Consider the following 16,574-nt stretch of genomic DNA (forward strand, 5'->3'; position numbering starts at 1 on the left):
CGCGCCTTTGGTTGTGCGGCGCCGCAGGCGCGCCCGCGTCGAACCACGAATCCGACGGCGAACCAGGCGCGCGGCCTGGTTCGACGGCGCGAACGTGGTTCGACGCCGCGGCCGCGACAGCCGCGGCGCGGCGCACCGCGCCGCGCGGCGTCGCACAACCGAAACCACTTCGCGCCGGGCCTTCCCCCGGTTCGGCGCGGCTTTGGTTGTGCGACGGCGCGACCCCGCCCGCGCGGCCGCGCCGCGCAGCGCCACGCACCCGTGTCGAACCACGAATCCGACGTCGAACCAGGCGCGCGGCCTGGTTCGACGTCGCGAACGTGGTTCGACGCCGCCGCAGCGGCGGCCGCCGCGCGCGGCGCGCTCAGCGCCGCAGGCGCGCGCGCTCGGCGCGCGCGGCGTCGAGCAGCACGCGGGCACGGGCGTCGAAGGAGTGCTCGGCGGCGATGCGCGCGGCCACCTCGGCACGCGAGGCCTCGGCGGGCCACGGGTACGCCGGGTCGAGCAACGCCGCGAGGTCCTCCCGCGACCCCGCCACCGCCAGCGTCGGCACGTCGAGCACCTCGCCGAGCCCGACGACGGGGTCGGTCACCACGACTCCCCCGGCGGCCAGGACGTCGAACACCCGGTTCGACACGAACCCCCCGGCGGCCATGTCCGGCCAGTGGTCGTTCAGCACGACGCGGGCGGACGCGTAGGCACGGGCGACCTCGGCGCGGGACAACGACGGCGCCCCGAGGGACGACTCCGGCACGACGTCCTCCCACCCGGGCCCGTGCACGCGCAGGTCGGCACCGAGTGCGACCGCGTCCGCGACGACGGGGCGAGCGGCACCGCGGGTGGAGCCGACGAAGACGACGCGGCCGGCGTCGGGCCCCGACGACACGCCCGGGCGGAACACCGCCGGATCGGTCGCCTGCAGCAGCGTCCGGACCGGCACGCCCGCCCGCGCACTCGCCGCGGCGGCCCATGCCGGACCCGCCGCGAACGCCCGGTCGAACGACCGCAGTTCGGTGTCCGCGACGTCGTCCGGGTGGCTGATCACCCAGAGCAGGTTCACGGACGCCGGGTTCGGCGGCACCCGGTCGAGCCCGCGCACGACGAGCGTGACGTCGTCCGCGCCGTCGTCGTCCCGCACGTGGGCGTCGCGGCGGTCGACGCGGACCCGCTGTCCGAGTCGCTCGAGCGCGGCGGCCAGCTCGGCCGCGAAGTGCACGTCGCCCCAGCCGTCGCCCTCGGGTCCGGCGGGCGCGGCGATCTTCAGCGACCACGCGAGCTGCTCGGTGGCCGACCTCGTCGGGGCCGCGGGCGTCACCGGCCGAGCGCCCCACGGCGGCACCGGTGGCCCGGCCACGACCGAGCCGGTCCCGTCGACGGCGCGGTCGCGCCACGCCGAGACGGCGTCGACGGTCGCCGCGTCGACGGTGCGCCCCGCCTCGTCCGAGCGCTCGAGCGCCCAGACGAGCGCGACGTCACGATCGGTGCGGTCCGCGACCGCGCGGCTCCAGGCCGACAGCGTGGTGCGTTCGTCCGGGAGGCACGGTGCCGGTACCAGCGCACGCCCGGGCATCGCCAGTGCAGGTTGGTCCGCGGCGAAGACGGTCGCAGCGGCTGCGGTGTCGCGTGCGGTGAGGATCGTCGACCGGAGTCCGTCGTCGCCGGGCACGACCGACGCGGTGTCGTCGCTCCAGGGCAGCGCCCCGGGCCGGAGGAGCCGGGCCCCGTGGCGTGCGGAGCCGTCGGCGAGCCAGACCCGGGCCTGCGCCACACCGTGCGCACCGGCCTCGGCGAGCACCTGGAGGTCCTGGTCGGTGACGCCCACCGTCGAGTCCACCACGACGAGCACGCCCCGCACCCCACCGACGACCCCGGCGTTCACGGCCGATCCGATGCCGTCGACGGCGTCCGGCCGCACCCACGGCACGCCCCGGGGCGACGGCAGGACCGGGGAGGCGTCCGCGACGTAGGCCACGGCACGGACGTCCACCTCGGGACCGAAGGCGGTCCGGGCAGCGATGACCATCGCGGGCAACCGGTCGTGCCGGTCGGACCGGCTGACGAGGAGCACGGTGACGCCGGTCTGCCGGACCTGCGCCGGGCCGTCGAACCCGGCCACCCGCTCGGGCGGCGCCGCCGTCGCGGACGGGTGTCGCGCCTCCTGGACCGCATCGGGGCCGGAGGGCGTCGCGTCGCGACGGCGGCGTCGACCGAACCAACCAGAGCCGGGCGCCACGGGGGTGACTAGGCGGAGAGGAGCCGCTGGAGGTAGACGCCGTAGCCGCCCTTGACGAGCGGGGCGGCGAGGTCGGCGAGCTGTGCGTCGTCGATCCAGCCGTTGCGCCAGGCGATCTCCTCGATGCAGCCGATCTTGAAGCCCTGACGGTCCTCGATCACCTTGACGTACTCGGACGCCTGCATCATCGACTCGAACGTGCCGGTGTCGAGCCAGGCCGTGCCGCGGTCGAGGACCTGCACGCCGAGCTCGCCGGCGTCGAGGTAGCGCTCGTTCACGGTCGAGATCTCGAGCTCCCCGCGGGCGCTCGGCTCGATCGTCTTCGCGATCTCGATGACCTTGTTGTCGTAGAAGTACAGGCCGGGGACGGCGTAGTTCGACTTCGGCTCGGTCGGCTTCTCCTCGATGGAGACCGCGGTGAAGCTGTCGTCGAACTCGACGACGCCGTACGCCTTCGGGTCGGCCACGTGGTACGCGAAGATCGTCGCGCCCTCGACCTCGGTGTTCTTGCGGAGGTTCGTCCCGAGGCCCGTGCCGTGGAAGATGTTGTCGCCGAGGACCAGCGCGACGCTGTCGTCGCCGATGAAGTCCTCGCCGATGACGAAGGCCTGCGCGAGGCCGTCCGGGCTCGGCTGCACGGCGTACTGGATGTCCATGCCGAGGGCCGAGCCGTCGCCGAGGAGCGCGCGGAACTGGTCGTTGTAATCCGGCGTCGTGATGACCAGCACCTCGCGGATGCCGGCCATCATCAGCGTCGACAGCGGGTAGTAGACCATCGGCTTGTCGTAGATCGGCATGAGCTGCTTGCTGATGCCCTTGGTGATCGGCCAGAGACGGGTGCCGGAACCCCCGGCGAGGATGATGCCCTTCACGGGTGCGTCCTTTGCTTCGTTACTTCGTCGTACGGAGGGACTCGGTGTAGGCCAAGCACTCCTCGTAGGTGGGGAGCAGCCCTGCGGCGGCAGCCTGCTCGAGGGTCGGTGCGCTGGTGTCCTTCTCGGAGAGGACCGGCTCGCCGAGCCCGTCCGGCAGCGTGAGTCCCACGGTCGGGTCGAGGATCGTGATCCCCTTCTCGCGCTCGGGGTTGTAGTGCGCGCTGACCAGGTAGTTCACCGTCGACTGGTCCTCGAGCGCGACGATCGCGTGGCCGAGCCCCTCGGACAGGTACACCGCCTTGCGGTCGACGTCGTCGATGCGGACCGAGTCCCACTGCCCGAACGTCGGGGAGCCGACGCGGATGTCGACGATGTAGTCGATGAACGCCCCGCGGACGGCGGTGACGTACTTCGCCTGGCTCGGCGCGACGAGGGCGTAGTGGATGCCCCGTGCGACGCCGGCCGCCGAGATCGACATGTTCACCTGCCGCAGGTCGAGCGGGTGGCCGACCGTCTCCTCGAGGACGTCGGCCCGGTACGCCTCGAGGAATGCTCCTCGTGCGTCGCCGTGCTGGACGGGCGTGAACTCCCACGCGCCGGGGATCTTCAGTTCGCGGATCTGCACCGGGGAAGCCTAGCAAGGCGCGAGTTCGCATAGGCTGTCATGGTTCTGCGCACTGCCGACTCCCGAAACGAGACCAAGCGAGCCCGTGAAGCTATTCGTCCAGATCCCCTGCCTCAACGAGGAGAACACCCTCGCCAGCGTCATCGACTCGATCCCGAAGCAGATCGACGGCATCGACGAGATCGAGATCCTGGTCATCAACGACGGCAGCACCGACCGCACGGTCGAGGTCGCCAAGGAGCACGGTGTCCGGCACTTCGTGCACCACACCACGAACATGGGCCTCGCCCGGTCGTTCCGGGACGGCGTCGACTACGCGCTGCTCCACGGTGCCGACATCGTCGTGAACACCGACGGTGACAACCAGTACCCGCAGGCGCACATCGCCGAGCTGGTCCAGCCGATCCTCCGCAAGGAAGCCGAGATCGTGATCGGCGACCGCCAGACCCGGACGATCGAGCACTTCTCCGGGTTCAAGAAGCTCATGCAGCGCTTCGGCTCGTGGGTCGCCTCGCGCGCGGCGGGCCTCGACCTGCCGGACGCCGCGAGCGGGTTCCGCGCGTACTCGAAGTACTCGCTCATCCGCCTCAACATCGTGACGCGCTTCAGCTACTGCATGGAGACGATCGTGCAGGCCGGGTACAAGCGCCTGGCGATCGCGTCGATCCCGATCACGACGAACCCGAAGACGCGCGAGTCCCGCCTGTTCAAGAACATCTGGCAGCACATGTTCCAGTCCGGGTCGGCGATCGCCCGCGTGTACCTGATGTACCGCCCGATGGCGCTCTTCCTCTGGGTCGCGGCGATCCTCGGCGCGCTCGGGGCGTGGCCGCTCGTCCGGTACCTGGTGCTCCTCGCGATGCACACCGGCGGCAACCACCTGCAGTCGATCATCCTCGGGGTGGTCCTGCTCATCACCGCGGTGCTCAGCATCGTGATCGGCGTCGTCGCCGACCTCACGCGGCTCAACCGCACGCTGGCCGAGGAACAGCTCGACCTGCAGAAACTCCAGCGCTATGGCGACTGAGGTCACCGCCGCACTGCCGGTGACCCGGGGGGAACGACGCGCCGTCATCGCACTGACGGCTGCGTTCGCGCTGCTGCTCACGCTGTGGGCCTTCCTGACGCCGATGTTCGCGGCCCCGGACGAGGCAGCGCACTTCGACGCCGCCGAACAGCTCGCGCTCGGCAAGGGGTGGCCGGCGCCGGGCGACATGGACCTGCTCAAGACGACGTACGTCGAGCAGGGGCAGTCCACGAACGTCGCCGCGGCGGACCGTGCGACCGTCGCGCAGCTCACGGCGGAGAACCCGGGCAACCACGACTTCGTCAACCAGATGTCGCAGCACCCGCCGACCTACTACGGCGTGGGTGCGGTCGTGCTCAAGGCGATCGGGTTCTTCCACCTGCGCTGGGACATCGGCGTCATGGCCCTGCGCCTGATGGACGTCGTGGTGCTGCTCCCGCTGCCGTTCCTGACGTGGGCGACCGTCCGGCGGGTCACCCGCTCTCCGCGCACCGCGATCGTGGGCGTCCTCGCCCTGTTCGCCGTGCCACAGCTGGCGCAGATCGGCTCGTCCGTCACGAACGACGCGCCCGTCATCGTGCTCGGTGCCGTGATCTCGTGGCTCGCCGCCCGGGCCCTCACCGGCGACCACCGGTGGCGCATCGCCGTGTGGCTCGGGGTGGCCGTCGCCGCGGTCTGCTCGGTGAAGGGCACCGGGCTGCCGACGGTGCCGTTCGTCGCGATCGCCCTGCTCGTCGCCGGCCACGGGACCCTGTCGTGGGGCGCCCGCATCGGCCGGACCGCCGTCGCCGGCGCGATCGTCGCCGCGGCCGGCTCGTGGTGGTGGATCCGCAACCTGGTCCTCTTCGGCACGCTCCAGCCCGACGGCGTGAGCGCCGTCCGCCAGGACAAGCCGTGGGGCCGCGAGACGAGCGCCAACTTCGGCGAGTTCATGAACGTCGAGTGGGACCGCCTCACCTCGTCGTTCTGGGGGCAGTTCGGTGCGCTCCGCTACCCGATGACGCAGATCCTCACGGACTCCCTGACCGTCATCGCCCTCGCCGTGATCGTCGGGTGGGCGTTCCGTCGCACGGCGCAGCGCAGCACGGCGATCGTGCTGCTCGTCCTGCCGGCGCTGACGCTCGTGATCCAGCTGCAGAACAACTTCTCCTCGTACGACGACACGCAGCTCATCGCCGGCGCACAGGGCCGCTACCTGTTCATCGGGCTCGTCCCGCTCATCGCCGTCAGCGCGATCGCGTGGCGGAACCTCGTGACGAGCGCACCGGAGCGCGGCCGCGTCGGTTCCTTCGCGCTCTGGGGCTTCCCCGTGATCGGGCTCTACGGCCTGACGGTCGCCTACCGCGGCTTCTACGAGAACACCCACCTGCAGGTCACGGTCGCCGGTCTCGGTCGACTCGTGAACCTGACGCCCGCCGGCCGGTACGGCTTCGTCGTGGTGCTGCTCCTCGCCGCCGTCGCGGTGGTCTGGGCGCTCGTCGAGGCCCGCCGGAACGTGCTGCTCCGGGACGCCCCGCTACACTCGTCCATCGATCCAACGTCACCGACTCCGAAAAGGAACCTGACCTCGTGAAGATCCTCGTCACCGGCGGAGCCGGCTTCATCGGCTCGAACTTCGTCCGTCGCACCCTGCAGGACGCGTACCCCGGACTCGAGGGCGCCGAGGTCGTCGTCTACGACGCCCTGACCTACTCGGGCAACCTCGAGAACCTCGCCCCAGTCGCGGACTCGCCGCGCTACACCTTCGTGCAGGGCGACATCCGCGACGCGGCCAAGCTCGACGAGGTCATCCCCGGCATCGACGCCATCGTGCACTTCGCCGCCGAGTCCCACGTCGACCGCTCGGTCCGCGACTCCGGCATCTTCGTCGAGACGAACGTCGTCGGCACCCAGCGTCTGCTCGACGCCGCGCTCCGGCACGGCACCGAGCGCTTCGTGCACGTCTCCACCGACGAGGTCTACGGCTCCATCAGCGAGGGCTCGTGGGACGAGGAGCGTCCGCTCGAGCCGAACTCGCCGTACTCGGCGTCGAAGGCCGGCAGCGACCTGCTCGCCCGCAGCTACCACCGCACGCACGGGCTGAACCTCTCGATCACGCGCTGCTCGAACAACTACGGGCCGTACCACTTCCCCGAGAAGGTCATCCCGCTGTTCGTCACGAACCTCATCGACGACAAGCACGTCCCGCTCTACGGCGAGGGCAACAACATCCGCGACTGGCTGCACGTCGACGACCACACCCGTGGCATCGCGCTGGTGCTCACCAAGGGCCGCGCGGGCGAGATCTACAACATCGGCGGCGGCACCGAGCTCACCAACAAGGAGCTCACCCAGCTGCTGCTCGACGCGACCGGCAAGGACTGGTCGTACGTCGACCGCGTCGCCGACCGCCTCGGCCACGACCTCCGCTACTCGGTCGACATCTCGAAGATCCAGGCGGAGCTCGGCTACGAGCCGCAGGTGCCGTTCGAGCAGGGTCTCGCCGACGTCGTCCAGTGGTACCGCGACAACCGCGCGTGGTGGGAGCCCCTCAAGGAGCGCGCGGCGCTCGCCTGAGCCCGGACGCCACGATGACCCGCACCCTGATCACCGGCGCCGCCGGCATGCTCGGTCGCGACCTGCAGCTCGCGCTGCAGGGTCGTGACGTCACCGCGCTCGGTCGCGCCGACCTCGACATCACGGACCCCGACGCGGTCGACGCCGCCGTCGCCGGCCACGACGTCGTGATCAACTCGGCCGCGTACACCAAGGTCGACGACGCCGAGACGCACGAGTCCGACGCCGCAGCGGTCAACGCGACGGGCCCGAGGCTCCTCGCCGAGGCGGCCGTCCGGCACGGCGCGAAGCTCGTGACGATCTCGACGGACTACGTCTTCGACGGCAACGGCACCGCGCCCTACGCCGAGGACGCCCCGACGGACCCGCTGAACGCCTACGGCCGGACCAAGGCCGAGGGCGAGGCACACGTCCGCCGGATCGCGCCGGACTCGTCGTACATCGTGCGGACCGCGTGGATCTACGGCGCGCACGGGCCGAACTTCGCGGCGACGATGCTCCGGCTCGCGCAGACGCACGACACGGTGTCCGTCGTGACCGACCAGGTCGGGCAGCCGACGTGGACGGGTGACCTCGCGGCGCGCATCGTCGAGCTCGTCGACGCGGACGCCCCGGCGGGCATCTACCACGGCACGAACTCGGGCCAGGGGTCCTGGTACGACTTCACCAAGGCGATCTTCGCCGAGAACGGGCTCGACCCGGACCGCGTCCTCCCGACCGACAGCGCCGCCTTCGTGCGTCCCGCGCCGCGTCCGGCGTACAGCGTGCTCGGGCACGACGGCTGGTCCCGCGCGGGCCTGGCGCCGATGCGCGACTGGCGCGAGGCGCTGCACGCGGCGACGGCCGCCGGGGTCTTCGCAGCGTGACGGCCTCGTCGACCCCGGCGACGCTCGTCGTCGGCTCCGGAGGCTTCCTCGGGCGCGCGGTCCGTCGTGCGGCCGAGGCGGCACCGGGGACCGACGTCCGCGCGGCCTCGGTGCCCTGGGACGACCAGGACGCCGCGGTCGAGGCGCTCGTGACGGCGATCCGGGGCGTCCGCACGCCGGACTCCCCCTGGCGCGTCGTCTGGTGCGCCGGGACGGGGGTCGTCGCGACCGGTGCGGAGGTGTTCGAGGCCGAGCAGCAGCTCATCGGGCGGGTGCTCGAGACCCTCGCGGGCGACGAGGCCGCTCCGGGCACGCTCTTCTTCGCGTCCTCGGCGGGTGCCGTCTACGCGGGTTCCTCGCCGGCCCCGTTCGACGAGGACTCCGAGCCGGCTCCGCTCGCGCCGTACGGCCGGTCGAAGCTCGCGTCGGAAGCGCGGTTCCGCACCTGGGCCGAGTCGACCGGTGCGCGGCTGCTCGTCGGACGGTTCTCGAACCTGTACGGGCCCGGGGCGAACCTCGGCAAGGCGCAGGGGCTCGTGTCGCAGCTGGCGCTCGCGCACCTCGAGGGCCGGCCGTCGTCGATCTACGTCCCGACGGAGACGACGCGGGACTACCTCTACATCGACGACGCGGCGGCGATGGTGTTGGACGCGCTGGACACGACCGAACGGTCGACCGCCGCTGGCACCGCCGTCACCAAGATCTTCGCCTCCGGCCGCAGCGCCACCATCACCGAGGTCGTCGCCGCGGTCGAGGACGCCTTCGGGGAACCCCTCGACGTCCGCCACGGTGCCGACCCCTCGGCGACCTACCAGGGCCTCGACCTCCGGTTCGCCTCCCGGGTGCTGCCGACCGTGGACGCCCGCGACTTCACCGACTTCGGCCAGGGCGTCCGCAACACCGTCGACGCCCTGCGTGCCGCCCGGATCTGAACGTCCCCGAAGCCGCGTCCGTTTCCGAGGATCGCACGACAACTCGTAGGATTGGCGTCAGTGAGCACTGCAACCGAGGACCCCCGCGGACCCGCACACCGCGCCCGGGACACCACCCGCTGGGACATCCAGGGGCTCCGGGCGTTCGCAGTCCTCGCCGTCGTCGTCTACCACCTCTGGCCGAACCGGCTGCACGGCGGGTTCGTCGGCGTCGACGTCTTCTTCGTCATCTCGGGCTACCTCATCACCGGCCACCTGCTGCGCGAGCAGCTCTCCACCGGGCGGATCCGACTCGGGCAGTTCTGGTCCCGGCGGGCGAAGCGGCTGCTGCCCGGCGCGTTCCTGACGATCCTCGCGACGGGCGCCGCGGTGCTCCTCGTCGTCCCGAGCGCCCTCTGGTCGCAGTACGGCCGCGAGCTGATCGCCTCGACGGTCTACGCGCAGAACTGGGAGCTGGCGGCCAGTTCGGTCGACTACCTCGACGCCGACAACCAGGCCTCGCCGTTCCAGCACTTCTGGTCGCTCTCCGTCGAGGAGCAGTTCTACATCGCGCTGCCCCTCCTGCTGCTCCTGCTCACGCTCGTCGTGCGGAAGCGCGTCTCCCCCGTCACCACGGCTCGGATCCTGCTCGGCACGGTCGTCGTGGTCTCGCTCGTCTGGTGCATCGTGCAGACGAACACGAACCCCGGCGTCGCCTACTTCTCGACGGCCACCCGCGCGTGGGAGTTCGCGCTCGGCGGGCTCGCGGCGACCGTCGCGCTCCCCGCACCGCGCACGGTCGTGGCCCGGTCCGTCCGCTCGGGTGCCGCGATCGTCGGGGCGCTCGCGCTCCTCGCCTCGCTCGTCGTGATCACCCCGGCGACGCCGTTCCCCGGCATCGCCGCCGCGCTCCCGGTCGTCGGCGCGACCCTGATGGTGACGTTCGGTGCCGGCACGCTGTTCGAGCTCCTCGGCGCCGTCCGCCCCATCGCGTTCGTCGGCCGCATCTCGTACTCGCTGTACCTGTGGCACTGGCCGCTCGTCGTCATCGTGCCGATCTGGCTCGACCACCCGCTCGGCTGGAAGAGCAAGCTCGCGGTCCTGGTGGTGTCGCTCGTCCTCGCGGCGGTCACGACGGTGTGGTTCGAGGAGCCGCTCCGGTTCTCCGGCTGGGTGCGCACCCTGCGCCCGCGTCGCGTCGCCGTCCTCGGCGTCGTCTGCACCGTGGTCGTCGCGGCACTCGGCGTCTCGACGCTGACCGCCGTGCACGTCCAGGAGGTCCAGGCCGCGACCTTCACGAAGCGCCTGCAGGACGGCGAGGTCTCGTGCTTCGGGGCTGCGGCGCAGATCAGCGCAGCGAAGCCGTGCGTGGACCCGAAGCTCGCCGACGTCCGTGTCCCGGCGCCGTCGGCCGCCAAGGAGGACGACCCGAACCCGTCACCCGACGAGCCGGACCCGAACATCAAGAAGTGTTGGAGCGGCCGCTTCGAGACCTGCGTGCTCGGCAAGACCACGGGCTACTCGAAGCACCTGCTCGTCATCGGCGACTCGCACAGCAACACCCTGCTCGGCGTCTACCGCGACCTGGCCGCGAAGAACGGCTGGCGGATCGACCTCGCCGGCATCGGCGGGTGCTACCTGACCACCGCGCACCAGCAGTCCCTGAGCCCCGCCTCGGGTCGCGGCTGCGACCGCTGGAAGCAGCAGGCCATCGCGTTCGTCGAGCAGCACCGGGACGCCGACGCCCTGATCGTCGCGCACTCGACGACCCAGATGCCGGTGGACGCCCCCGAGGGCCAGCAGCGCGACGACGCCACCCGCGCCGGTCTCCTCGACGCGTGGCAGCAGGCAGCGGGCGACGACCTCCCCGTGATCGCGGTCCGCGACAACCCGGTCCCCCGACGCGACGTCGTCGCGTGCGTGAGCCGGATGACCGGCCCGACCGACTCGTCCTGCGACAACCCGCGGTCCGTGGCCCTCGCCCAGACCGACTCGTCGGCTGAGGCGATGGCGGCGTTCACCGCCGCCGGAGGCACGGGCAGCGTGCTCGACCTGACGAAGTACTACTGCACGGACACCACCTGCCCGGCCGTGATCGGTGGCGTGCTCGTCTACCGCGACACGAGCCACATCACGGGTACCTGGGCGAAGTCGCTGGAGCCGTACATCGACCAGCAGCTCAAGCAGAAGCTCGCGTCGTTCTCACGGTGACCTGATGCGGTCCAGGAGGCGCGGTGCGGGCCCGCACCGTCCCTCCAGACACGGCCGTCACCCCGCTGGCGCGGTGCGCCGGTACCGGCTGGTGGGGCCCCCTCCTGACCCGCAGGGACGCGCGTCAGCGGCGCGCGGCCGCCAGCAGTTCGCGGTACCGGTCGCCGACGGCGTCCACGGTGTGCGCGGCCGCCGTCTCGGCCGCGGCGCGGCCGAGCCGCTCGGCGAGCTCGGGGTCGGCGAGCAGGCGGTCCACGGCAGCCGCGAGCGCCGCGGCGTCGCCGGGCTCGACGAGCAGGCCGTTCACGCCGTCCTCGATGACGTCGACGATGCCGGGCACGGCCGACGCGACGATCGCGCACGCGGCGGACATCGCCTCGAGCAGGGCGACGGGCAGGCCGTCGCGGTCGCCGTTCGCGGCGGGGACGGACGGGTAGAGCGCGATGCGGGCCTTGGCGTACTCGGACGCGAGGTCCTCCTTGCCACGGGCGCCGAGGAACGTGACGGCGGACCCGGCCCGGTCCTCGAGCTGCGCGCGGAGCGGACCGTCGCCGACGACGGCGACCTCGGCCGGCTGCTCGGCCATCCGGTCGAGGGCATCGAGCAGGACGATCGCGCCCTTCTTCTCGACGAGCCTGCCGACGAAGAGCACCCGGCCGGGGACCCGGGTCTCGCGCGCCACCGCGCGGGTGATCGGCTCGAGGTCGACGCCCATCGGCACGACGTGCACCTGGTCGTCGCGGGCGCCGAGCTTGCCGAGTTCGCGCGCCATGTCCGTGCTCATGCAGGTGACCGACGCGGCGCTGCGGATCACGGAGCGCTTGACCCGCTGGAGGACCGGGTTGCGCAGGGCGTACAGGTCGCCGCCCAGCGTGGTCACCACGCGCGGCAGGTCGCCGAGCACGAGCTGGCCGACGGCACCCTGCGGGATGATCCAGTGCAGCAGGGCCACGTCGGGCTGTGAGCGCCGGCGTTCCCGGCGGAGCGCGGCGGCCATCGAGCCGAAGAAGAACGGGACCTGGAGCCAGCGGGACTTCTTCGCCTTGAGGTTGTCGACGATCGCGCCGTCCGCCAGGTCGCGCCACCGGGCCGGGAAGTACCCGTACCGACGGACCTCGACGTCACCGATCCGCTGGTGCGCGCGGGCGCCCTTCGTCATCGGGGCGACGACGACGACGCGGTACTCGTCCGAGAGGGCGGTCGCGAGGTCGAGGACGAAGCCGGGCGTGCCGTCGCCGGCCTCGGCCGGGAAGGTCGACGCGGCGACGAGGAGGGTCGGACGGGGATCCGGATCGGGTCGCATCCAGCGCGCTCCCTTAGAGTTGTCGGTCGATGGACGCACAACAGCCTACGGGGTCGGCCGCAGGGTCACCGGACCCGCTCGACACCTCCTCCGACGTCGCCACGGGCGCGGTGCCGACGACCGGTCGGCGCGCTCGCGTGCTGACCGTCGTGAAGTGGGTCGCTGCGGTCATCGCCGTCGCCTTCCTCGTCTGGAGCATCGCGAAGCAGTGGGACAAGATCGTCCACGACTTCGCACGGCTTGACGCTGCCACGGTGGGCATCGGCATCGTCTTCACCATCGTCGCCCTCGTCGCGAACATGCTGTCCTGGCGCGCGATGATGGCCGCCAGCGGGTACCGGGTGCGCCTGGCCGCGGCGTCCTCGATCTTCTTCGTCGGGCAGCTCGGCAAGTACATCCCCGGCGGTGTGTGGTCGATCGCCGCTCAGGCCGAGCTCGGGCGTGCGCACGGCCTGCAGCGCACCGGCAGCGCGGTCGCGGCGCTGGCCTCGATGCTCGTCAGCATGGTCACGGCCGCGATCGTCGGGATCGTCGCCGTCCTGCTCGCCTCGTCGACCGGGTTCGCGACCTTCTGGTGGCTCATCCCGGTGATCGTCGTCGGCCTGGTGTGCCTCACCCCGCCCGTGCTCGGTCGGCTCATCGCGATCGCCTTCCGGGTGCTCCGCCGCCCGCCGCAGGACACCACCCTGACCTGGTCCGGCACGGTCATGTCGCTCGTCTGGTCGCTCGTCATGTGGATCGCGTACGGCGTGCAGGCCACGGTCGTGCTCCGGGTCTTCGGCGCCGACTCCCCGACCCTGTTCCCGGTGGCCGTGGGTGCGTACGCCGTCGCCTGGCTCGTCGGCTTCATCGTGGTCATCGCCCCCGCCGGCATCGGCCCCCGCGAGGGCATCCTCGTGCTCCTGCTCGGCAGCGTCGCCGGGGGTTCCGCCCCGCTCGCGCTGGCCGTCATCAGCCGGGTGTTCATGACGATCGGCGACGTCGTGCTCGCCGGTGTCGGGGCCGCCCTCGCCGCCCGGCACCGCCGCGTGACCGCCGCCGCCACGCCCCGATCCGGCGCCCCGGTCCCTCCCCGCGCGGACTGATATGGTCGGCTTCCGGCCGCGCAGTGCGCACCACAGCACCACGAGGAGGCGCACCGCATGACAACACTCCACGTCGTCGTGGACCAGATCGTCGCCCCCGTCCCCGGCGGCATCGGTCGGTACGCCGAAGAACTGACACGGCACCTCATCGCGGGTGCCCCGGAGGGTGCCGACGTCGCCGGGATCGTCTCGGCGGTCGGCAAGGACGAGCTCGCGCACATCCGCACGCTGCTCCCCGGTCTCGGCGACCTCGACCGCCTGGCGCTCCCCCGCCGTGAGCTCTCGCTCGCGTGGCAGGGCGGCTTCGTCGGCGGCGTCGGACGCGGCATGGTGCACTCGCCGAGCGTGCTCGCGCCCCTCGTCAAGCACGACCGGTTCAGCGATCCGGGCCGGCAGACGGTCGTCACCGTGCACGACACCGTGCCGTGGACCCACCCCGAGACCCTCACGCCCCGCGGCGTCCACTTCCACCGGGCGATGGTGAAGCGCGCGTGGAAGCACGCGGACGCCGTCGTCGTGCCGACCCACGCGGTCGCGGCCACGCTGAACGGCATCCACCGCTTCGACGAACGGCTCCGGGTCATCGGCGGGGCGCCGAGCGGGCGGCTGCGGACCCCCGTCGACGCCGACCTCCGTGCCGAGCGGCTCGGCCTGCCGGAGCGCTACGTGCTCGCGGTCGGCACGCTCGAGCCCCGGAAGGGCCTGCAGTACCTGATCGAGGCGATGGCACACCCGGACGCCCCGGCCGACGTCCCGCTCGTGATCGCCGGCCCGGACGGCTGGGGCGACGTCGACGTGTACGGCACCGCGGAGCGCGCAGGGCTGTCCCGCGACCGCGTGAAGGTGCTCGGACGGATCGACGACCAGGACCTCGCCGTGGCGTACGACCGGGCGACGGTGTTCGTGTTCCCGAGCCTCGCCGAGGGGTTCGGGCTCCCCGTGATCGAGGCGATGAGCTTCGGCACGCCGGTCGTGCACTCGGACGACGACGCCGTGCGCGAGGTCGCGTCGGACGCCGGTGTGACGGTCGCCCGCGATCCCCGCGACTCCTACCCGGAACGACTGGCGCAGGCGGTCTACCAGGTCGTCAACGACCCGCTGCTCGCCGGGCAGCTGGCCGTCGCGGGTCCGGACCGGGCGCGCATGTACGACTGGAAGGACTCGGCCGCCGAGACCTGGCAGCTGCACGCCGACCTCTAGCGGTCGGTCCCTGCTGCAGGGTGCCGCCGGCTAGAGCGAGTCGCGCAGGCGCTGCGCCTTCTCCTCGACGAGCTGCTCGAGCCCCTCGGCGTACTCGCCGAGGCGCGCCGCGATCGCGGGGTCGGCCGAGCCGATGATGCGCGCGGCGAGGAGCCCGGCGTTCGCCGCTCCGTTGATCGCCATCGTCGCCACCGGGATGCCGGCGGGCATCTGCACGATGGACAGCAGCGAGTCGAGTCCGTCGAGGCGCGCGAGCTGCACGGGCACGCCGATCACCGGGAGCGTCGTCATCGAGGCCACCATGCCCGGCAGGTGCGCCGCCCCACCGGCGCCCGCGATGACCACACGGATGCCCCGGGCAGCGGCGCCGCGGGCGAACCGCGTCATCTTGTCGGGGGTGCGGTGGGCGGACACGACGTCGGCCTCGAACGGGATGCCGAGCTCGGTCAGCATGTCCGCCGCGGCGCGCATCGTCGGCCAGTCGGAGTCCGACCCCATGATGATCGAGACGAGCGGCTGGACGGGGGCTGCGGTGTCGGTCACGCGACGAGCCTAGTCGAGCAGGGCGGACCGCCAGGCGTCCCCGTCGTCGCCGATCGTCCGTTCGTCGCGGACCCAGCGGGCGGCCACGGCGTCGGCGGACCCGGAGGCGACGGCGCTGCGGACCGCGTCGCGCCAGGCACCGACGTCGTCCGGCACGGCCACGACGCCGTGCCCGCGCGCGTCCCGGTAGGACGGCCGGTCGGAGACGACCGCGGGGAGCCCGAGCGCGGTGTACTCGAGCGCCTTGAGGTCGCTCTTCGCCCGGTTGAACTCCTCGTCCCGCAGCGGAGCGACGCCCGCGCGCCAGCGCTGCCGGTGGTCGACGAGCCAGCGGGCGAACGCCGGGTAGTGGCCGTCCGGCACCTCGACGCGGCGGTACCAGCCGGGATCGTCGGCGTCCTCGGTCACGCCGATCACCTCGAGGCAGATCGGCGTGCCGTCGGGTGCGGTCAGTTCGGTGAAGACGTCCCGGAGCAGCTCGAGGTCGGCGCCGTGGGTGAGCGTCCCCATGTAGAGCACCCGGTGTTCGTCGGCGGGGCGAACGTCGTCGGCGGCCGGCTCGCCCGGGGTCCAGATCGTCGGGTCCAGGGCGTTCCGGACCACCACGACCCGGTGCGCGAGCGGCCGCACGAGCGCTGCGAGCTCCTCGGTGCTGACGACCACGAGGTCGGCGCCACGCACGAGGGCGTCGATCGAGGCCAGCCGGTCCGGGTCGTACTCGGCCCGGGCCAGACGCTCGCGGCCGGAGTCCGTGAAGAAGTCGTCGTCGACCTCGGCGGCGGTCCGGGTCCCCCGCGCGGCGGCTGCGGCCAGGAAGGGTGCCACGAGGTCCCGCGGCAGGGCGTCCCGCTGCACGAGGACGGCCCGGTAGTCGGTCGTGTCGGTCCCGTCGACGAACGCGGCGGGGTCGACCTGCCGGACCTCGGCCGCACCGGTGCGCGCGAGGTGCTCGGTGCGGCGGACGACCCGCACGTGCGCCGAGGCGGGGTGCGCCCCACCGCCCCCGGCCACGACGTAGCCGAGGACCGGCAGGCGCACGGGTTCCGTGGCCGGGGCAGACCGCGCCCCGGTCAGGGAGCGACGGAGTCGACGGGCGGCACGGCGGACGAGATCACGCGGCATGCGCCCATCCTCCCGCG

General features: G+C 72.4%; 14 protein-coding genes. 8 read left to right on the plus strand and 6 right to left on the minus strand.

Annotated features, from left to right (window positions below):
* Positions 1-364: 364 nt before the first annotated feature.
* From WFH25_RS18035 to WFH25_RS18045, 3 genes are all read right to left on the minus strand, one after another.
* The gene (locus WFH25_RS18035) at positions 365-2,116 is read right to left on the minus strand and encodes a glycosyltransferase family protein (protein ID WP_336698864.1); all 1,752 of its coding nucleotides are present in this window, start codon (positions 2,114-2,116) and stop codon (positions 365-367) included.
* A 125-nt stretch (positions 2,117-2,241) separates the two neighbouring features.
* Positions 2,242-3,105: a glucose-1-phosphate thymidylyltransferase RfbA gene (gene rfbA / locus WFH25_RS18040; protein WP_336698866.1), complete on the minus strand. Its 864-nt coding sequence runs from the start codon at positions 3,103-3,105 to the stop codon at positions 2,242-2,244.
* Between the two features lie 19 nt (positions 3,106-3,124).
* The gene (locus WFH25_RS18045) at positions 3,125-3,733 is read right to left on the minus strand and encodes a dTDP-4-dehydrorhamnose 3,5-epimerase family protein (RefSeq protein WP_070418475.1); all 609 of its coding nucleotides are present in this window, start codon (positions 3,731-3,733) and stop codon (positions 3,125-3,127) included.
* Between the two features lie 85 nt (positions 3,734-3,818).
* On the opposite strand from WFH25_RS18045, the gene WFH25_RS18050 reads away from it, so the two are divergent.
* Genes WFH25_RS18050 through WFH25_RS18075 form a run of 6 tightly spaced genes read left to right on the plus strand, consistent with a single transcriptional unit; the run spans position 3,819 to position 11,304 of the window.
* Positions 3,819-4,760: a glycosyltransferase family 2 protein gene (locus tag WFH25_RS18050; RefSeq protein ID WP_070418474.1), complete on the plus strand. Its 942-nt coding sequence runs from the start codon at positions 3,819-3,821 to the stop codon at positions 4,758-4,760.
* Positions 4,750-6,333 (plus strand): DUF2142 domain-containing protein, encoded by a 1,584-nt coding sequence (locus WFH25_RS18055; RefSeq protein WP_336698867.1) that lies wholly within the window; start codon positions 4,750-4,752, stop codon positions 6,331-6,333. The genes WFH25_RS18050 and WFH25_RS18055 overlap by 11 nt, the downstream gene beginning before the upstream one ends.
* The gene (gene rfbB, locus WFH25_RS18060; protein WP_070418472.1) at positions 6,330-7,316 is read left to right on the plus strand and encodes a dTDP-glucose 4,6-dehydratase; all 987 of its coding nucleotides are present in this window, start codon (positions 6,330-6,332) and stop codon (positions 7,314-7,316) included. Before WFH25_RS18055 ends, rfbB begins: the two co-directional genes overlap by 4 nt.
* A gap of 14 nt (positions 7,317-7,330) precedes the next feature.
* On the plus strand, positions 7,331-8,182 hold the full coding sequence (rfbD, locus tag WFH25_RS18065; protein WP_309779936.1) for a dTDP-4-dehydrorhamnose reductase: 852 nt from the start codon (positions 7,331-7,333) through the stop codon (positions 8,180-8,182).
* A complete protein-coding gene (locus WFH25_RS18070) occupies positions 8,179-9,114 on the plus strand; it encodes an NAD-dependent epimerase/dehydratase family protein (RefSeq protein ID WP_336698869.1) in 936 nt (311 codons plus the stop codon). Before rfbD ends, WFH25_RS18070 begins: the two co-directional genes overlap by 4 nt.
* Before the next feature lie 60 nt (positions 9,115-9,174).
* Positions 9,175-11,304 carry an acyltransferase family protein gene (locus WFH25_RS18075; protein WP_071295769.1) on the plus strand — a complete coding sequence of 710 codons (2,130 nt, stop codon included), beginning with the start codon at positions 9,175-9,177 and terminating at the stop codon, positions 11,302-11,304.
* Between the two features lie 124 nt (positions 11,305-11,428).
* On the opposite strand, the gene WFH25_RS18080 is transcribed toward WFH25_RS18075, so the two are convergent.
* Positions 11,429-12,607, minus strand: coding sequence for a glycosyltransferase family 4 protein (locus tag WFH25_RS18080; protein WP_336698870.1), 1,179 nt, complete (start codon positions 12,605-12,607; stop codon positions 11,429-11,431).
* Between the two features lie 29 nt (positions 12,608-12,636).
* Between WFH25_RS18080 and WFH25_RS18085 the strand changes: the two genes are divergently transcribed.
* Together WFH25_RS18085 and WFH25_RS18090 are read left to right on the plus strand one after the other, a co-directional pair.
* Positions 12,637-13,692, plus strand: coding sequence for a lysylphosphatidylglycerol synthase transmembrane domain-containing protein (locus WFH25_RS18085; RefSeq protein WP_261647174.1), 1,056 nt, complete (start codon positions 12,637-12,639; stop codon positions 13,690-13,692).
* A gap of 57 nt (positions 13,693-13,749) precedes the next feature.
* Complete coding sequence (locus WFH25_RS18090; RefSeq protein ID WP_071303777.1) at positions 13,750-14,892, plus strand: glycosyltransferase family 4 protein; 1,143 nt, start codon at positions 13,750-13,752, stop codon at positions 14,890-14,892.
* 30 nt (positions 14,893-14,922) lie between these two features.
* Here WFH25_RS18090 and purE read toward each other — a convergent pair whose 3' ends face one another.
* Positions 14,923-15,435 carry a 5-(carboxyamino)imidazole ribonucleotide mutase gene (gene purE, locus WFH25_RS18095; protein WP_071295772.1) on the minus strand — a complete coding sequence of 171 codons (513 nt, stop codon included), beginning with the start codon at positions 15,433-15,435 and terminating at the stop codon, positions 14,923-14,925.
* A 9-nt stretch (positions 15,436-15,444) separates the two neighbouring features.
* Positions 15,445-16,557: a hypothetical protein gene (locus WFH25_RS18100; RefSeq protein WP_336698872.1), complete on the minus strand. Its 1,113-nt coding sequence runs from the start codon at positions 16,555-16,557 to the stop codon at positions 15,445-15,447.
* Positions 16,558-16,574: the final 17 nt, after the last annotated feature.

Origin of the sequence: Curtobacterium sp. USHLN213, from assembly GCF_037144815.1 — a bacterium.
Taxonomy (GTDB): Bacteria; Actinomycetota; Actinomycetes; order Actinomycetales; family Microbacteriaceae; genus Curtobacterium.